Annotated in this window: 14 protein-coding genes; 6 read left to right on the forward strand and 8 right to left on the reverse strand. The window is 60.8% G+C overall.

Annotated features, from left to right (window positions below):
- Positions 1-20: 20 nt before the first annotated feature.
- The 3 genes from mtaB to ACO07N_RS07035 form a co-directional block, all read right to left on the reverse strand.
- The gene (gene mtaB / locus ACO07N_RS07025) at positions 21-1,289 is read right to left on the reverse strand and encodes a tRNA (N(6)-L-threonylcarbamoyladenosine(37)-C(2))-methylthiotransferase MtaB (protein WP_421980334.1); all 1,269 of its coding nucleotides are present in this window, start codon (positions 1,287-1,289) and stop codon (positions 21-23) included.
- Positions 1,286-2,194, reverse strand: coding sequence for a diaminopimelate epimerase (gene dapF, locus ACO07N_RS07030; protein ID WP_421980335.1), 909 nt, complete (start codon positions 2,192-2,194; stop codon positions 1,286-1,288). Before dapF ends, mtaB begins: the two co-directional genes overlap by 4 nt.
- 150 nt (positions 2,195-2,344) lie before the next feature.
- Positions 2,345-3,238, reverse strand: coding sequence for a neutral zinc metallopeptidase (locus tag ACO07N_RS07035; protein WP_421980336.1), 894 nt, complete (start codon positions 3,236-3,238; stop codon positions 2,345-2,347).
- Positions 3,239-3,406: 168 nt separating this feature from the next.
- On the opposite strand from ACO07N_RS07035, the gene ACO07N_RS07040 reads away from it, so the two are divergent.
- Positions 3,407-3,892: a hypothetical protein gene (locus ACO07N_RS07040; protein WP_421980337.1), complete on the forward strand. Its 486-nt coding sequence runs from the start codon at positions 3,407-3,409 to the stop codon at positions 3,890-3,892.
- Positions 3,893-3,922: 30 nt separating this feature from the next.
- Here ACO07N_RS07040 and ACO07N_RS07045 read toward each other — a convergent pair whose 3' ends face one another.
- Entirely contained in the window at positions 3,923-4,462 is a 540-nt protein-coding gene (locus tag ACO07N_RS07045; protein WP_421980338.1) for a L,D-transpeptidase family protein, read from the reverse strand.
- 192 nt (positions 4,463-4,654) lie between these two features.
- Here ACO07N_RS07045 and ACO07N_RS07050 point away from each other — a divergent pair, with 192 nt between their 5' ends.
- The 3 genes from ACO07N_RS07050 to ACO07N_RS07060 all read left to right on the forward strand — a co-directional run bounded on the left by ACO07N_RS07050 (position 4,655) and on the right by ACO07N_RS07060 (position 6,482).
- Complete coding sequence (locus ACO07N_RS07050) at positions 4,655-5,338, forward strand: response regulator transcription factor (protein ID WP_299477884.1); 684 nt, start codon at positions 4,655-4,657, stop codon at positions 5,336-5,338.
- A 25-nt stretch (positions 5,339-5,363) separates the two neighbouring features.
- Positions 5,364-5,870, forward strand: a complete 507-nt coding sequence (locus ACO07N_RS07055) for a Crp/Fnr family transcriptional regulator (protein WP_421980339.1) — start codon at positions 5,364-5,366, stop codon at positions 5,868-5,870.
- 132 nt (positions 5,871-6,002) lie between these two features.
- A complete protein-coding gene (locus ACO07N_RS07060; protein ID WP_421980340.1) occupies positions 6,003-6,482 on the forward strand; it encodes a hypothetical protein in 480 nt (159 codons plus the stop codon).
- Positions 6,483-6,643: 161 nt separating this feature from the next.
- Here the strand turns inward: ACO07N_RS07060 and ACO07N_RS07065 are convergent, their stop codons facing one another.
- On the reverse strand, positions 6,644-8,494 hold the full coding sequence (locus ACO07N_RS07065; protein ID WP_421980341.1) for an EAL domain-containing protein: 1,851 nt from the start codon (positions 8,492-8,494) through the stop codon (positions 6,644-6,646).
- A 438-nt stretch (positions 8,495-8,932) separates the two neighbouring features.
- On the opposite strand from ACO07N_RS07065, the gene ACO07N_RS07070 reads away from it, so the two are divergent.
- Entirely contained in the window at positions 8,933-9,457 is a 525-nt protein-coding gene (locus ACO07N_RS07070) for a flavodoxin domain-containing protein (RefSeq protein WP_421980342.1), read from the forward strand.
- 152 nt (positions 9,458-9,609) lie between these two features.
- Here the strand turns inward: ACO07N_RS07070 and leuD are convergent, their stop codons facing one another.
- From leuD to ACO07N_RS07085, 3 genes are all read right to left on the reverse strand, one after another.
- Positions 9,610-10,215 (reverse strand): 3-isopropylmalate dehydratase small subunit, encoded by a 606-nt coding sequence (gene leuD, locus ACO07N_RS07075; protein ID WP_421980343.1) that lies wholly within the window; start codon positions 10,213-10,215, stop codon positions 9,610-9,612.
- Between the two features lie 49 nt (positions 10,216-10,264).
- Positions 10,265-11,215, reverse strand: coding sequence for an N-acetyl-gamma-glutamyl-phosphate reductase (argC, locus tag ACO07N_RS07080; protein ID WP_421980344.1), 951 nt, complete (start codon positions 11,213-11,215; stop codon positions 10,265-10,267).
- 89 nt (positions 11,216-11,304) lie between these two features.
- Positions 11,305-11,871 (reverse strand): peroxidase-related enzyme, encoded by a 567-nt coding sequence (locus ACO07N_RS07085; RefSeq protein ID WP_421980345.1) that lies wholly within the window; start codon positions 11,869-11,871, stop codon positions 11,305-11,307.
- Between the two features lie 94 nt (positions 11,872-11,965).
- Here ACO07N_RS07085 and ACO07N_RS07090 point away from each other — a divergent pair, with 94 nt between their 5' ends.
- Positions 11,966-16,777, forward strand: a complete 4,812-nt coding sequence (locus ACO07N_RS07090; RefSeq protein WP_421980346.1) for an NAD-glutamate dehydrogenase — start codon at positions 11,966-11,968, stop codon at positions 16,775-16,777.
- Positions 16,778-16,783: the final 6 nt, after the last annotated feature.

Below are 16,783 nucleotides of genomic sequence, written 5' to 3' on the forward strand. Positions count from 1 at the left end.
AACCGAATGCTGTCCGCAGGTCACGCGGCCTTCGAAAGGGCTTCGCCCAGCAGATGCCGTCCGGTATGACCGATAATTCGGGTTTCGACAATATCACCGGCCTGTCCGCCTGCGAGTTCCACCTGCGTGAACTGTTCGGTCCGGCCAAGGCCTTCCTTTTCGATCAGGACGGGACGCACCTTGCCGATTTCACTCTTCAGATGACAGAGCAGCACGTCTTCGCCCTTCGCCCGCAGACGCGCACCGCGCTCCTTGACGATGCTGCGATCGAGCTGCGGCATCCGCGCAGCCGGTGTGCCGGGCCTCGGTGAAAACGGGAAAACGTGCAGATGGGTGAGTCCGCACTCATCGACTATGCGGAGCGAATTTCCGAACATATCCTCGGTTTCGGTCGGGAAACCGGCGATGATGTCCGCGCCGAAGACCACGTCGGGCCGCATCCGCCTGACCTCTTCGCAAAAGCGGATCGTGTCGGCGCGAAGGTGCCGGCGCTTCATCCGCTTCAGGATGAGATCATCCCCGGCCTGCAGCGACAGATGAAAATGCGGCATCAGCCGGACGTCGTCCGCGATCACCTTCATCAGGTCCGCGTCCGCCTCGATGGAATCGATCGACGACAGGCGCAGGCGCTTCAGCTCCGGCACCATTTTCAGGATCTTGGCCGTCAGCGTCCCGAGTTTCGGCGCACCGGGCAGGTCCGCGCCGTAGGACGTGATGTCGACGCCGGTCAGAACGATTTCGTTGTAGCCGTTGTCGACAAGCCGCTTGATCTGGTCGACGACGACACCCATCGGCACCGAACGTGAGTTTCCGCGGCCATAGGGAATGATGCAGAAGGTGCAGCGATGATCGCAGCCGTTCTGGACCTGTACGAAGGCGCGGGCGCGCCCCGTCAGGCCGTCAATCAGGTGTCCGGCCGTTTCCTCGACGCTCATGATGTCGTTGACGCGGACTTTTTCGCTGTCCGAAATGCCGAAGGCAACTACGTCCTGGTAAGACTTGCGTTCAAGCTTTTCCGTGTTGCCGAGAACGAGGTCCACCTCTTCCATGGAGGAAAAGGTCTCGGTTTCCGTCTGCGCTGCGCAACCGGTCACGATCACCCTCGCGCCGGGATTGTCGCGCTTTGCCTTGCGCACGGCCTGGCGCGCCTGGCGAACGGCTTCATTGGTGACGGCGCAGGTATTGATCAGGATCGCGTCCTTGAGCCCGGCAGCCTCCGCCTCGCGCTTCATCACCTCCGACTCGTAGGAATTGAGCCGGCAGCCGAATGTCACCACATCGATGCTCATGAAGCCTCTCCGGCCTCGATTGCGTCCCCGGATCCGGTCTTGCGCCACTCGAGCGTGTCCAGATCGACCTCGCCCTCGAACTCCACCTCCGTCAATCCGGTCATGAGCACGTGATTATCGCTCTCGCGCCATTCGATGCCGATCGGACCGCCCGGAAGATGAACCGTCGTCTTGCGGCCGGTCTTGCTGTCGCGGGCCGCGGCGACACCGACCGCACAGGCAGCCGTCCCGCACGCCAGCGTCAGGCCGACACCGCGCTCCCACACTTTCAGGCGGATCTGGTTCTCATCGAACACATGCGCGAGTGAAATGTTGGCCCCTTCGGGAAAGATCGGGTGATGTTCGAGCAGGGGCCCGAACCGCTCAAGTTCGTAAGCTTCAACGTCATCGACCCAGAAGATCGCATGGGGATTGCCCATGTTGACGGCGGCTGGTGTATGCAGAACGGGATCGTCGATCGGTCCGATCTGCAATTCGATGGCACGCGTATCCGCAAACTCCTCGGCGAGCGGGATCTCTTCCCAGCCGAGCCGTGGCGCGCCCATGTCCACCGTCACGTTGCGCGGTCCCGGGCTGTCGAAGGCATGCAGAAGCCCGGCGCTCGTCTCGATGGTCACGAGATCCTTTCCGACCTCTTCCATCAAGAGGCGTCCGATGCAGCGGGTCGCGTTGCCGCAGGCCGAGACCTCACCACCATCCTGGTTATGGATGCGCATGAAGGCGTCGACACCGAGCGATGACCGTTCAACGGTGATCATCTGGTCGAATCCGATGCCGTTTTCCCGGTCACCGAGCCTGGCAATCACGTCGCCGGAAAGCCTCAACGGCTCCGCGCGCGCGTCCCAGACAACAAAGTCGTTGCCCAGGCCATTCATCTTCAAAAAGGGTCTGATCTCAGACGCCATACGAGGTGCACTTCTTTCAGGTTCTTGAAAAACGGATCGGTTTTTTGCGATCTGGCGCCTTATATGGCGGAAAACACGGCAAATTACCAGTGTGCGGCCGCTTCAGACCTGCCATGCGTCCGGCGCCGGGGTCGGCATCACTAAACGATTCTAAAGCTGCGCGGCCTTGAACGTGTCGCAGGCGTCGATCGCGCCGGCTTCGAATCCCTTCCTGAACCACCTTGCCCGTTGCTCGGAGGTGCCGTGGTTGAAGCTTTCCGGCACGACGTAACCCTGCGCCTCGAGTTGCAGGGTATCGTCGCCGATCCGGCTGGCCGCGTTGAGCGCCTCGTCAATGTCGCCTGCCTCCACAAAACCGCGCTGGCGCGCGGCATAGTGCGCCCAGATCCCGGCAAAGCAGTCCGCCTGCAATTCCACCCGGACCGACAGGGCGTTCGCCTCCGTCTTGCTGAGCGTGCGCCGGATCTTGTGAAACTCCGGCAGAATGCCGAGAACGTTCTGAATGTGATGGCCGACTTCATGCGCCAGCACATAAGCCTGCGCGAAATCGCCGGGTGCATTCAGCTGGTCGGCAAGCTGCTTGTAGAAGGACAGGTCGATATAGAGCTTGTCATCCGCCGCGCAGTAGAATGGCCCGGTCGCGGCGCTGGCATAGCCGCACGCGGACGAAACCGATCCGGAAAACAGAACCAGCGTCGGCTCCGGATAGTCACCACCGAGATCGGAGAAGATGGCACTCCACGTATCTTCCGTATCCGCGAGGATGACGGAAACGAACTGCGCGGTCTCGTCGTTCGCCGCCGATTGCGGCGCCTGCGACTGAAAATCGGGCGAATAGGATCCGCCGCCGTCGAGCTGGCTGAGCACGGTCAGCGGATTGATGCCCATGAGCCAGGCAACCCCGGCCACGATGATGAGCCCGGTCAGTCCGATGCCGCCGCCGGTGCGCGCGCGCCGTCCACGGGGCATGCGCAGGCGCGGGCCGCCGCTCCTGCCCCGCCTGTCATCGATATTGCTGCTACCGCGGCGGCCTTTCCAGCGCATGGCTTGCGTATCCGTCCGTTGTCCCTGCGTCATCAATAGCAGACCGGGCGTTCGTCCGGTACGCCAAAAAGACCCGGCGGCGTCCTGATTGTGATCCCAATTACAGCAATTTGGCGCTTTTCGTCGGAGAATGCGCGTCGTCAGGGCTGCAATTGAAGGACGTTTGAAATGCGCGATGTCACGGAACAGGAAGCCCAACGGCTCATCAGCTTCGCACGCGACCGCCTCGGGCGGCAGGAGGGCGACGGCCAATGCTGGACACTGGTCGACAATGGCTTCAGCGCGCTCGATTTTCACAAACCCTCGTCAACCTATGAATGGGGACGGGAAATCGAACAGCTGCATGGTGCCAGGCCGGGTGATGTCTTCCAGTTCACCAGCTTTCGTGTCGACGTCTCGGTCGATAATCCGGACGGCAGTGGTTACGACGAGTTCGCCGAACGCGGCACACCGAGACACACCGCGATCCTTGTCAGCATCGACGCCAACGGTCTCGCGACCTTCCTGGAATGCAATATCGGCGGCAGCTTCAGCGTACAGCAGCACGCGTTCCATGTCCGCACGGCCGACTGGACCAATGACGAGGGCCGGCGGACACGCGTTGTCACCCGCGGCTCGTTCACGGTGTACCGGCCGCAGACGGCGGCAGAGTGAACCCGAAGGAGCGCACGCGCCCCGGACCCTCTACCGCGTGATTGTCATGCACGACCCGGGCGCGGCGCGTTCGAGCAACAGGCGCATATGCGCGGGCGAGACCGCCACGCATCCTTCCGTGGGTGTGTAGCTCTCGCGCGCAATGTGAAAGAAGATCGCGCTGCCACGCCCCCTGACGGCCGGATACATGTTGCAGTCAAGCACCACGACGACATCGTAAAGCCGGTCGTCGCGCCACATTTTTTCGTGACTTGCCGCAAAGGGCAGTTTTACGGGACGGTTGTAGAGACGGTGCCCGGGATCGTCGCACCAGCCGGCATCAATTGTGATCGGCTCGACGGGCAGCACTGTTTTCGGCGGACGTCCCCTGTCGGGCCGGTAGAAGACATGCAGGAGCTCGAAGCAGCCCAGCGGCGTTGCACCGTCGCCTTCTTTCTTGCGGGCGATCACACCCGACCTCCCGAGGGCACACGGAACCGTGATCGGACCGAGCCGGATTATTCCCCTGGTCCGGTCACGCGCCAGGGGTCTGACTTCCAGTGTTTCCGCCGGTTTGCCCGAATTAAGCATGATCTGGGTTCCCGCCCCGCAAATGCCGATTGAAGATATTGATAAACCAGACCTAAACCCCGCGTGAAGAAGAATTGACGAATGCCTGCTTGTGCGGCGACTATTTCCCGCGCACATAGAGGCAGGAACACGCATGTGACGTTTGCACAAGTTGGCGTGATCAATTGAAGACACTTGGCGAGGACCGCACCCATGACCGCCCGCACGATCTTGATTGTCGATGATGATACCGAACTGCGCGAAGCGCTCGTCGAACAGCTCTCCCTCTACGATGAGTTCGAAACCATCCAGGCGGATTCGGCGACATCCGGTATCGGGCTTGCCAAGGACGAACATGTCGACCTGCTGCTGATGGATGTCGGTCTTCCGGACATTGATGGCCGGGAAGCCGTCAAGCTCCTGCGCAAGAACGGGTTCAAGGCACCCATCATCATGCTGACGGGTCATGACGGCGACAGCGACACTATTCTGGGTCTTGAAGCCGGCGCGAATGACTACGTCACCAAGCCTTTCAAGTTCGCGGTCCTGCTGGCCCGCGTGCGCGCCCATCTGCGTCAGCACGAGCAGAGTGAAGACGCGACCTTCGCGATCGGCCGCTACTCCTTCCGTCCGGCAGCAAAGGTGATGCAGGACGACGCCGGCAGCAAGGTGAGGCTGACCGAGAAGGAAACCTCAATTTTGAAGTTTCTCTATCGTGCCGGCGAAAAACCGGTCACCCGCGATGTCCTCCTGCATGAAGTGTGGGGATACAATTCCGGTGTCACGACACACACGCTGGAAACCCATATTTACCGCCTCAGGCAGAAAATCGAGCGGGATCCGTCGAATGCCGAGCTTCTGGTGACAGAAGCCGGTGGATATAAGCTTGTGCCCTGACCGCTATTCAGCGTAAATCTTGGGCATGAGCCTTGCCCAAGACATTGCGATTCTCAGACAAATCCCGATGCTCTCGGATTTCCAGGACGATCAGCTGCGCCTGCTCGCCTTCAGTGCCGAGAGCATGGATTATCACGACGGGCAGCGCCTCTTCGAAGAGAACGAGCGCGCTGACGGCGGGCTTGTGATCACAAGCGGAACGGTTGTTCTTCTGAAGAAGAAAGAAGACAGCTTCGAGGAAGTCGACAGGGTCAGCGCGGGCACGCTCATCGGCCAGACGGCGCTCCTGACGGAAAGCAGGCGGCCGTGCCGCGCCGATGCGGTCGGGACGGTCAGCATCATCCGCATCCGGCGCGCGCTCTTCAAGCGCATGATCCAGGAATATCCCGAACTCGCCCGCCGGCTCTTCGAACAGCATTCACTCAAGTACCGCGCCACGATTGCAGCCCTGCGCCCGATCGGCGACAAGATGGCGGAACTCGAACAGCTCAACGCCGAACGGCGCCTCAGGGATGATGCCAAGGGGGAGTGACCTCTCCTGATCCCAAGCTCCCGCGACGTTGCCAAAGTTTAAGGTTGCCGCCGGTTCGCCGCCACATTTCGTTCCCACCTCCTGATCAACCGCTCACGAAGAGCGTTTCCGATGAGAGAGGAGATGACTGAAATGATGAAATCCCTGCTTCCAGCTGCCGTCCTGGCAGGTGCATTGACTGCTGCCCCGGTGGCGTTCGCCGCAAACAACGACACCACTGCCATGGAGGGAACCTACCTTCTGGTGCAGCCCAATGAGAGCCAGCGGCTTCTCGCACTCAATCCCGGCGGCTCCGTCAGCCTCGTCAGCCAGGGCCAGCAGGTCCGCGGCTATACCTCCGGCCTCGGAACCTGGGAGATGACAGGTCCCGACAGCGCCCGCGCCGCGATTATCGACTTCAACGACCCTGCGCGCGAGAGCGACAGCAACGGCGCGACCCAGATGGTCTACGACATCAGTTTTTCCAGGGAGAAGGACGGCCGTTTTGAAAGCGTGTCCGGCAGCTTCACCGGCAAGGCCTATGCCAAGGGACAGAACCCGCTGGCGGACGATGCCGAGCCGAAGCGCAGATTCGCCAATCAGTTCGATGGAACGCGATTGACCGTGAACTGAAACCGGACCGGCAGTTCCACAAAGCCATACGCCTCTCCGCTTGCGCGCTTGTGGAGCTGCCGACGTCCGGACGAATCGCGTATTGATGACCATCAGTCGCGCTGCACCGGCCCGGCCTGTCACCTTCAGGGCCGACACGTTCCACCTGCAAATCCGGAGCTTCAGGAGAACCGCTGGATGCGTCCCAACCCGGCGTGTTCGGTTCCGGGATGCCAGAAGGCGCCCCCCGTTTCGGCCAGGCGTTGCTGCAGATCGTCCGCGCACATCGGTTTGCCGAAATGAAAGCCTTGCAGGTAGTCGCATCCCATGGCACTCGCGAACTGCGCGTGATTTTCCGTTTCGACGCCTTCGGCGACGATGCTCATTCCGAGGCTCTTGCCGATGCCGATGATGGACGCGACCAGAGCACGGGCGGTCTCGTCCTCAACGATCGGCTGGATGAACTGGCGGTCGATCTTCAGCACCGCGGGCTTGATTTTCAAAAGGCCCTGAACGGACGCATGGCCCGTTCCGAAATCGTCGAGCGCGATCGTCACGCCCAGCGCCCTGAGTTCGCCGAGCGTCCACTGAACGACATCGCCGATCCGTTCCAGGTAGACCGACTCCAGGATCTCGATGGTCAGTCTCTGCGGATCCATTCCGGAACTCTTGATGTCGTGAATGAAGGTCGGGTCCGCGAGCCGCCCGGCCGAAATGTTGATCGAAAGGCGTGGCAGCTCGACGCCTGCCTTGTCGAAGGAAGCCAGGATGTCCGGAAGCGCCGCAAAGGTGATTTCGTCGATCCGCTTCAGGATGCCCATGCTTGCCGCAGTCTCCAGAAACGCAGAGGGCGGCAGAAGACCGAGCCTGGGATGCGCCCACCTGACGAGCACTTCGGCGCTCGCGATCCTGCCGGTGGCAGCGTCGATCAGGGGTTGGAAATGCGGTACGAATTCACGTTTCTCGCATGCAACAAGGAGGTCCGACACGAGCCGCTTGGTCGCGATTGCCTCGGCATGCATTTCCTCGGTGAAGAAGGACCACCTGCCCTTGCCTTGCGACTTCGCGTGATAGAGCGCGATATCCGCGTCCGCGACAACCTGCTCCGGGATCTCCATTCTAGCATTCGCGATGGCAACCCCGACGCTTGCGCTGCAGAAGGTCGACTTTCCCTCGAATGCGAAGGGGGCGTGCATCTCCTGGACGATCGCGTCGGCCAGGCCGCTGATGTTGAGGGCACTGTCGCCAAGCGGTCTCAGGACGACGAATTCATCTCCGCCGAGACGTGCAACAAGATCCCTCCCGTCTGTCAGCCGGCGCAGCATGCCGGCAACCGAGATCAGCAACCGGTCTCCGGCATCATGGCCCAGGGTGTCGTTCACGGATTTGAAGCGATCCAGGTCGATGTAGAAGACGGCAAAATCCCGGCCACCCTGCTTGAGATCCGATATCCAGGACTTCAGCTCGATTTCAAAGTGCCGCCGGTTGGAGAGCCCGGTCAGCGCATCCTCGTTCGACTCCTTCGCGACGATCTTTGCAAGTTCGTGCAGCCGCGCATTTTCCTTTTCGAGCCGCTTGATCTTTTCGGCGAAGTCCGCGAATTGCGCCTGGTCCGGTTCCACCGCGGGATAGGGTCTGCGCCGCGCTGTTTCGCGAGGTTGGTCTTCCAGTTCCACCAGGGAGCAGAGCCACCAGCGATTGCCGGTTTGAGCGTCTGAAAGAGGCACCCAGCTCATCTTCTGCCAGTACTGTTCCCCGTTGCGTCGATTGTTGCGCACCTTCACGGAGAAATGCTCCCAGTTCATCAGCTTCTCGATGATGATCAGGTGATCGCCCTGGTCCATGCTCGACCCGATCAGGATCGTCCCGCGCTGGCCGACAATCTCATCGAACCCGTAGCCGGTGATCCGGGTGAAGGCGCTGTTGCACCATTGAAGCTCCATGATGGCGCCGTCTTCGTCGCAAGCCAGCGCAAGTGCCAGGCCTTCGGTGCACTTGTCGGTAATCTGGTCCAGTATTTGCGCAGGTATCACGTGTGGGCCTCGAATGAACACACAATCAATGGAGCACCAAGAGATTAGATAAGTGCTAACTTGGAATCATTTGAACGTCTTAAGCTTAGTTTGACCCATCGCATGATGCTAGTAAGCAATTTTCCCGGAATAGGATTCAGATAGGGCGACAAGGCAGAAAAAAATCAAGCATAAATCGGAACACTGCCCCATCGAGCTAAGTTGCATGCGACTTGCTCTATCGTTTTGCTTGCAGATTTCCGGCAAACGTTACGCAAATTTTTGCCCGACAACACCCCGTTACAGCGCACCACCCAGCACAGATCCCGTCGACCCGAGTCGCAGAAGCAGGTCAATTTGACGCAATCAGGTGCGGAAAAACACGTGGAATTGCGGACGGAACGGACAACCGCCGTGTGCTAGCGTGACCCTATCGAATGCAAGCAGATGGGGGCACGCGTGAACGTTCTGATTGCCTATGCAACCACTGAAGGACAAACCGACAAGATTGCCAGGTTCATGGCCGCGGCCTTGACCGAAGAAGGTCACGAGGTTCGGTTTCACAATGTGAGCGATCTGTCCGGAGGACTGACGGTCACCGACTACGACAAGGTGATTGCCGCAGGCTCCGTGCACTCGGGCAAACACCAGCCGGATCTCGAACTGTTTGCCTTTGCAAACAGGGAGCGGTTGAACCAGATGCCCGGCCTTCTTGTCTCCGTCAGCCTCGCGGCCGCATTTCCCGATACGCTCGACGAGGCCCGCGGATATGTCAGCACCTTTCTTGAGGCAACGCACTGGAAACCGGCCCAGACCATCCTGATCGCCGGGGCGGTGAAGCCCGGCAATTATGACTGGTTCCAGAAATCGGCCCTGCTGGAAGGCGACCTGGCGGGACATCTCAATGAAGACCTTCAGGAGATGCGCGAGTTCACCGACTGGGAAACCCTGAAACAGACGGTCACGGACTTCGCCGGCTCCTGAGGCGCGGTGTTTCGCGCGCACCGGTCATGACCCCAAGAAGTCAAACGCCTGCAAAAACGAAAAAGCCCTGCGCCCGGTGACGGGCAGCAGGGCTGTTTCGGTCTTGATCCGGTTGCCCGGGTCATTTCGGGGGCGTCAGCCGACGCGATGGGTTACACCCAGGGACGGCTTTCGCCCAACTTGCCTTCAAATGTGTCGATCTGTTCGGACTTCGCCATGGTCAGGCCGATATCGTCGAGACCGTTGATGAGGCAGTGTTTGCGGAAATGGTCGATCTTGAAGGCGATGTCGCCGCTTTCAAGGCCCCGGATTTCCTGGTTTTCCAGGTCGATCGTCAGGGTGAAGTTTGCGCCGCGCTCCGCCGCATGCAGCAGCGTCTCCAGCTCGTCTTCGGACACTTCGATCGGCAGAATGCCGTTCTTGAAGCAGTTGTTGTAGAAGATGTCGGCGAAGGACGTCGAGACGACGCAGCGGATGCCGAAATCCAGCAGGGCCCAGGGCGCATGTTCGCGCGACGAACCGCAGCCGAAATTGTCGCCGGCGATCAGGATCTTCGCGTCGCGATACGCCGCCTTGTTCAGAACGAAATCGACATTCTCGGAGCCGTCGTCATTGGTCCGCATTTCGTGAAACAGGGCGGTGCCGAGGCCGGTCCGCTTGATCGTTTTCAGGAACTGCTTCGGAATGATCATGTCGGTGTCGATGTTCACGATCGGCATGGGCGCCGCGACACCGGTCAGGGTTTCAAATTTTTCCAATGTTCTTTCTCCTGAAGAATCAGCCGGTCGCGGCCGCCGTGTTTCGGGCTCAGGCCGCGAGGCTTGTGGTCTGATCGACACCGAGCATCAAGTTGAGGTTCTGGACCGCCGCTCCGGACGCCCCTTTGCCGAGATTGTCGTAGACCGCGATAATGGCCGCCTGCGCGCGCGCATCGTTTGCAAAGACATGCAGACGCAGCAGATTGGTGTCGTTAACGGCCTGCGGATCCAGGAAATCGGCCCGCTCGAGTGCCTCCAGCGGGGCCACCTCGACAAACCCGTTGGCGGCGCCGGCGAAGTGATCGGCGAGCACGGCATGCAGCTCTGCCCCGGTCGGGATCCGGTCAAGACCGGCCAGGTTCAAGGGAACAACGGTCAGCATGCCCTTGTAATAGTTGCCGACCGCAGGCGTGAACAGCGGCGCCGAAGCGAGCAGCCCGTAGGCCGTCATTTCCGGCAGGTGCTTGTGATTGAAACCAAGACCGTAGGGCGCGTGGACATTCGCACTCGTGCCCTGTCCTTCATAGTCGGCAATCATTCCCTTGCCGCCGCCGGAATATCCCGAAACGCCATGGTAGGTCAGCGGAAAATCGGCCGGCAGCAGTTCCGCGGCAACAAGCGGGCGAACCGATGCAATCAGGCCCTGGGGCCAGCAGCCCGGATTGGTTACGCGCATGGCGCCGGCAATGACATCCGCCTGGCCTGGTTCCATCTCCGCAAACCCGTAGGCCCAGCCATCGGCAACCCGGTGTGCGCTGGACGCGTCGATCACGCGGGTCGTGTCGTTCTCGATCAGGGCAACGCTTTCGCGGGCAGCCGCATCCGGCAGGCACAGGATGGCAACATCCGCCTTGTTGAGGAAATCGGCGCGCGCCGCCGGGTCTTTGCGGCTCTCATCGGGAATTGAAATCAGCTCCAGATCGCGGCGCATGGCGAGGCGCTCGCGGATCTGCAGACCCGTCGTACCGGCTTCACCATCTATGAACACGCGCGCGGCCATGACCCGCTCCTCTCCTCGACTTCAGTAAAATCGAGAGCGTCATACACCCAATCGGCCGTCTTGTCACCGATTGTCGGCGCGACCAGATTTCAACGGGCCCTTGAGTGATACTCATCATTCGGCCGCATGTCGGTTGCCGCCGCGACCCGGTTGCTCATGTTGAAGAAGGCGGCCACGGACGCGATGTCCCAGATATCCCGGTCGCTGAAACCCGCATCTCGCAGGGCCTGCCGGTCGCTCTCCAGAATTTCGGCAGGCCGTTCGGTGAGTTTGACCGCAAAGTCGAGCATGGCGCGCTGCCGGTCGCTCAGATCGGCAACACGGTAGTTCATGACCATCAGCTCACCGAGCACCGGATCGCCGGACAGCTCGCGAACAGCCGCGCCATGAGCGGTCAGGCAATAGAAACAGCTGTTGACGGCGGATACCGCAACGGCAATCATCTCTCTCTCAAGTTTGGTGAGTCCACAATCCGCCAGCATGAGATCGTTGTACATGTCGGTGAAGGCGCGCAGTTTCGTGTCATCAAAGGAATAGGCCTTGAGCACATTGGGGATCAGTCCGAGCTTCTCCTCGCACAATTGGAAATAGGCCCTGGTTTTTTCGTTCAAAGGTTCGTTTGAATCGATTAGCAAGGCCGTGACTTTACTTGACAATTTGCCTCTCCCGTCATGAAAACTTTTATGTCGCAGCAATACAAAATCATATCATGCGGCAGAGCCACAACTAAGATCGCCTAGGGGGTATGAAATGCCGGACAAACATGACGTCGAGAAACAAAAACTCATCGACGCAGTTCATGCTGGTCTGAACCAGGAAAGTCCCGCCCTGGCGGAGTTTGCGGCCGCCTTCTATGACCGGGCCGCCGCCGAGGATCTGGTTGCCTACACCGCCGAGGAACTGAACGGCTTTGCCCGGAGCGCCTGGCAGGATTTTCAGGACCACGAGCTCGGCACCCATCGCGTCAGCATCACCAACCCCTCGACACAGAACAAGAATCCCAAGATCGACAGCCTGACGATCATCGAGATCGTCAACGACAACATGCCGTTCCTGGTTGATTCGGTCATGGACGAGCTGCAGAACAGCAAGCTCGACGTTCATCTTGTCCTCCACCCGATCTTCATTGTTGAGCGCGACGAAAGCGGAAAACTGCTGTCTTCGGTCGCCCGGAAGAAGCCGCCCAAGCGCAAGGATCGCCAGGAAAGTTTCATACATATCCACGTGACCCGGATCGATTCGGATGAAGCCCGCGACGCCTTGCTGGCGAGGCTCGACGCCGTGCTGACCTCCGTCAGGTCGGTTGTCGACGACTTCAAACCGATGCAGGAGCGCCTCGCCGAAGCGATCGACACGTTTAAGACCACGCAGATCCCCGGCAGCAGCGACGATCTCTGGGAAGCCATCCACTTTCTGGAGTGGATGGAGAAGAACAACTTCATTTTCCTCGGAATGCGGGAATACAAGTTCGAGGGCGGCGTCGACGAGGGCGAACTCTCCCCGTCCGAAGGCACCGGTCTCGGACTGCTGACGGATCCCGACGTCCGCGTTCTCAGGCGCGGCTCCGAATATGTCCAGATCACGCCCGAAATCCGCGAGTTCCTGAAGAACCCCGAACCGCTCATCATTGCCAAGGCCAATGTACGCAGCACGGTGCACCGGCGCGTGCACATGGACTATGTCGGCGCCAAGATCTATGACGATGACGGCCGGCTGACGGGGGAGCTGCGCATTGTCGGCCTGTTTGCCTCGACCGCCTATACCGAGCCGACCAGCACCATCCCCTTCCTGCGCCGCAAGGTTGCCAGCGTTCTGGCGCGCGCCGGCTATGGCTCTGAAAGTCACTCGGGGCGCGCACTCCGCAACGTGCTCGAAGCCTTTCCGCGCGACGAACTGTTCCAGATCGAACGCGAGCGCCTTTACGATTTCGCCATTGCCATCCTGCAGCTCGACGAGCGCCCGCGCATCCGTGTGCTGTCGCGTCCGGACAAGTTCGACCGCTACGTCTCGATCCTGGTGTTCGTCCCGCGCGACCGGTACTCGACCGAGGTCAGGATCAATATCGGAACCTATCTGGCATCCATCTACGAAGGCCGTCTGTCGGCCTGGTATGTCACCTACCTGGAAGGCCCGCTGGCACGGGTCCACTACATTATCGGCCGCGACACCGGCGAAACGCCGAAACCGGAACAGGAAGAACTGGAGACCGCCGTCGCCGATATGGTCCGCACCTGGTCGGACAACGTCAAGGACGCCCTGAACAAGGAATTTCCGCCGGTCCAGGCACGCCAGCTGGCCGAGCGTTACGCGCTGTCTTTCCACGGCGGCTACAAGGAGGTCTACAACGCCCAGTCCGCGCTTTCCGACATCGTGAAACTGGAAACGCTGAGCGAACTGGACGATACGACGATCACGTTCCACCGTCCGGCCGGATCGAGCGGCAACCGCCTGTCGCTGAAAGTGTACCACTGCGGTTCGCCGATCCCGCTTTCCGCCCGTGTGCCACTTCTGGAAAACATGGGCTTCAAGGTGATCAACGAGCGGACCTACCGGGTCACACCGGCCGACACGCCGATGTCGTACCTGCACGAAATGACCCTCGAGAGCCACTCCGGGGAAGACTTCGATCTTCCGGAGGAGCTCCAGACCCGGCTCGAAAGCATGTTCATGGCGATCTGGATGGGCCGCGCGGAAAACGACGGCTACAACCGTCTCGTCCTGACTGCGGACCTCGCCTGGCGGGACGTTGCCGTCGTTCGGGCGCTGTCGAAATACCTGCGACAGGCGGGCATCCCGTTTTCGGAAGACTACATGTGGAGCACCTTGAACAACTATCCGGCGATTACGGCGAAGCTGGTGGAACTGTTCCACCTCCGCTTCAATCCGGATGTGACCGAAAAGGACCGGGAACTTGGCTCCGATCGCCTTGCCGGCGAACTGGGCGAGGATCTGGAAGACGTTTCCAGCCTCGATGACGACCGCATCCTGCGCCGGTTCCAGAACGCCATCGGATCGGTCTTGCGGACCAACTTCTACCAGCTGGACACAGACGGCCAGCCCAAGCCGACATTCGCGTTCAAGATCGACAGCCGCCAGATCGACGATCTGCCGCAGCCGCGGCCCTTCCGCGAGATTTTCGTCTACAGCCCCCGCGTCGAGGGCGTCCACCTGCGCTTCGGCATGGTCGCGCGCGGCGGCCTGCGCTGGTCCGACCGTCCACAGGATTTCCGCACCGAGGTGCTGGGGCTGGTCAAGGCCCAGCAGGTCAAGAACGCGGTGATCGTTCCGGTCGGCGCCAAGGGCGGTTTCGTGCCAAAACAGCTCCCCTCGATCACCGATCGGGATGCCTGGTTCAAGGAGGGCACGGAAAGCTACAAGATCTTCATCAACGCCCTTCTGGATGTAACGGACAATCTGGATGAAGACAGGATCCTGCCGCCGGAACGGGTACAGCGTTTCGACGTCGACGATCCCTACCTGGTTGTCGCCGCCGACAAGGGAACCGCAACGTTCTCCGATACCGCGAACGGCATTTCGGAAGGCCGCCATTTCTGGCTCGGTGACGCCTTCGCCTCCGGCGGCTCCGCCGGCTATGACCACAAGAAAATGGGCATCACCGCGCGCGGTGCCTGGGAGGCCGTCAAGCGCCACTTCCGCGAGATGAACCGGGACATCCAGACCGAACCGTTCACGGCGGCCGGCGTCGGCGATATGTCCGGCGACGTGTTCGGCAACGGCATGCTCCTGTCCAAGGCGACCAAACTGGTTGCCGCGTTCGACCACCGGGACATCTTCATCGATCCGGACCCGGACCCGGCAAGGACCTGGGACGAACGCAAGCGCATGTTCGATCTCGGCCGGTCGTCCTGGAACGACTACAACACCGATCTGATTTCCAAGGGCGGCGGCATCTTCTCCCGTCAGCTGAAGTCGATCCCGTTGAGCCCTGAGATCCAGGCGCTGCTCGGCCTCGAAAAGGCCGCGGCGACCCCCCAGGAAGTCATGACGGCGATCCTGAAGATGAATGTCGACCTGCTGTGGTTCGGCGGCATCGGCACCTATATCCGTGCAACGACGGAGACCGACGCGGATGCCGGCGACAGGGCCAATGACCCGATCCGGATCACGGCGCCGGATGTCGGCGCGAAGGTCATCGGCGAGGGGGCGAACCTGGGCCTCACCCAACTGGCCCGCATCGAGTTCAACAAGAACGGCGGCCGGTGCAATTCCGACGCGATCGACAATTCCGCCGGGGTGAATTCCTCCGATATGGAAGTCAATATCAAGATCGCCCTCGGAGCAGCGGTGAAGTCGGGAAAACTGAACGTCGAGGAGCGGAACACGCTGCTCGCCGACATGACGGACGAAGTCGCCGACCTGGTTCTGCGGAACAACTACCTGCAGACACTTGCCATTTCGATGACGCAGCTGCGTGGCCTCGAGGATTTCGGCTTCCAGGTCCGCATGATGCGCCAGCTCGAACAGGCGGATCTGCTCGACCGCGTCGTCGAGCAGCTTCCCGACGAGGCCACCTTGCGCGAAATGCGAAAGGCCGGACAACTCCTCACGCGGGCCGAACTGGGCGTCCTTCTGGCCTATGCCAAGATCACCCTCTACGACGCGCTCCTGGACAGCTCCGTGCCCGATGACGCCTATCTCGCGCGGGAACTGTTCCGCTATTTTCCCGAGCAGATGGCAGCCGCCTACGAGGACGAGATCAACGGCCATCGCCTGCGCCGCGAGATCATTGCGACCATGCTGGCCAATTCCATGATCAACCGGGGCGGCGCAACCTTCCTCACCCGGCTGATGGATCAGACGGGCGCGACACCGACGGAAATCGCCCAGGGGTTTGTCGCGGTGCGCAACAGTTTCGACCTCACCGACCTCAATACGGAAATCGACGCGCTCGATACGAAGATCGACGGCGGCTTGCAGCTCGATCTTTACACCGAGGTTCAATCGTTGCTTCTGGAACGGGTGGTCTGGTTCAAGCGCAACGTCCATTTCGACAAGGGCCTGTCGGCGGTCGTCGACCGGTTCAGAAACGGCATCGCCGACCTGCGCGAGCGCCTGGAAAGCCTTCTGCCGGAGGAACCGGCAGAGCTTCTCAATGCGCGCGCTGCCGAATACGAGGAGAAGGGCGTTCCCGCCTCGCTCGCCCGGCGCATTGCCTGGCTGATCGCGGAACAGGCGATCCCCGACATCGTCATCGTGTCGGAGGAAACCGGCGCCGATCTCGAAACGGCGGCGGAGGCTTATTACCAGGTCGCGCATCACTTCAAGATCGGCAACATGCACGAACTGGCCAGCGGACTGGAAGTCCGCGACTACTATGACGGCCTTGCACTCGACCGGGCACGCGCGATCCTGTTCTCTGCCCATCGCGACCTTGCAAGCGCCGCCATCAGGGCCGGAAGTTTCGCCAACTGGCTGGCAGAGCATGCCGGTGAAGCGGAAAGCCGGCACGGCGCGGTCAACGAGATCCTGGATGGCGGCTTGAGCGTGTCCAAGTTCACGGTTGCGGCCGGCCTGCTGGCTGAAATCTGCGGGTCTGCATAACGGTCG

It is taken from the genome of Roseibium sp., assembly GCF_965229775.1.
In the GTDB taxonomy this organism is placed as follows: domain Bacteria; phylum Pseudomonadota; class Alphaproteobacteria; order Rhizobiales; family Stappiaceae; genus Roseibium.

Excerpts from the sequence above, each read along its gene's own strand:
- ACO07N_RS07090 (WP_421980346.1), top strand. The coding sequence starts at position 11,966 with ATGCCGGACAAACATGACGTCGAGAAACAAAAACTCATCGACGCAGTT.
- ACO07N_RS07040 (WP_421980337.1), top strand. The coding sequence starts at position 3,407 with ATGCGCGATGTCACGGAACAGGAAGCCCAACGGCTCATCAGCTTCGCA.
- dapF (WP_421980335.1), bottom strand. The coding sequence starts at position 2,194 with ATGGCGTCTGAGATCAGACCCTTTTTGAAGATGAATGGCCTGGGCAAC.
- ACO07N_RS07050 (WP_299477884.1), top strand. The coding sequence starts at position 4,655 with ATGACCGCCCGCACGATCTTGATTGTCGATGATGATACCGAACTGCGC.
- ACO07N_RS07045 (WP_421980338.1), bottom strand. The coding sequence starts at position 4,462 with ATGCTTAATTCGGGCAAACCGGCGGAAACACTGGAAGTCAGACCCCTG.
- ACO07N_RS07060 (WP_421980340.1), top strand. The coding sequence starts at position 6,003 with ATGATGAAATCCCTGCTTCCAGCTGCCGTCCTGGCAGGTGCATTGACT.
- ACO07N_RS07055 (WP_421980339.1), top strand. The coding sequence starts at position 5,364 with ATGAGCCTTGCCCAAGACATTGCGATTCTCAGACAAATCCCGATGCTC.
- ACO07N_RS07035 (WP_421980336.1), bottom strand. The coding sequence starts at position 3,238 with ATGCGCTGGAAAGGCCGCCGCGGTAGCAGCAATATCGATGACAGGCGG.
- argC (WP_421980344.1), bottom strand. The coding sequence starts at position 11,215 with ATGGCCGCGCGCGTGTTCATAGATGGTGAAGCCGGTACGACGGGTCTG.
- mtaB (WP_421980334.1), bottom strand. The coding sequence starts at position 1,289 with ATGAGCATCGATGTGGTGACATTCGGCTGCCGGCTCAATTCCTACGAG.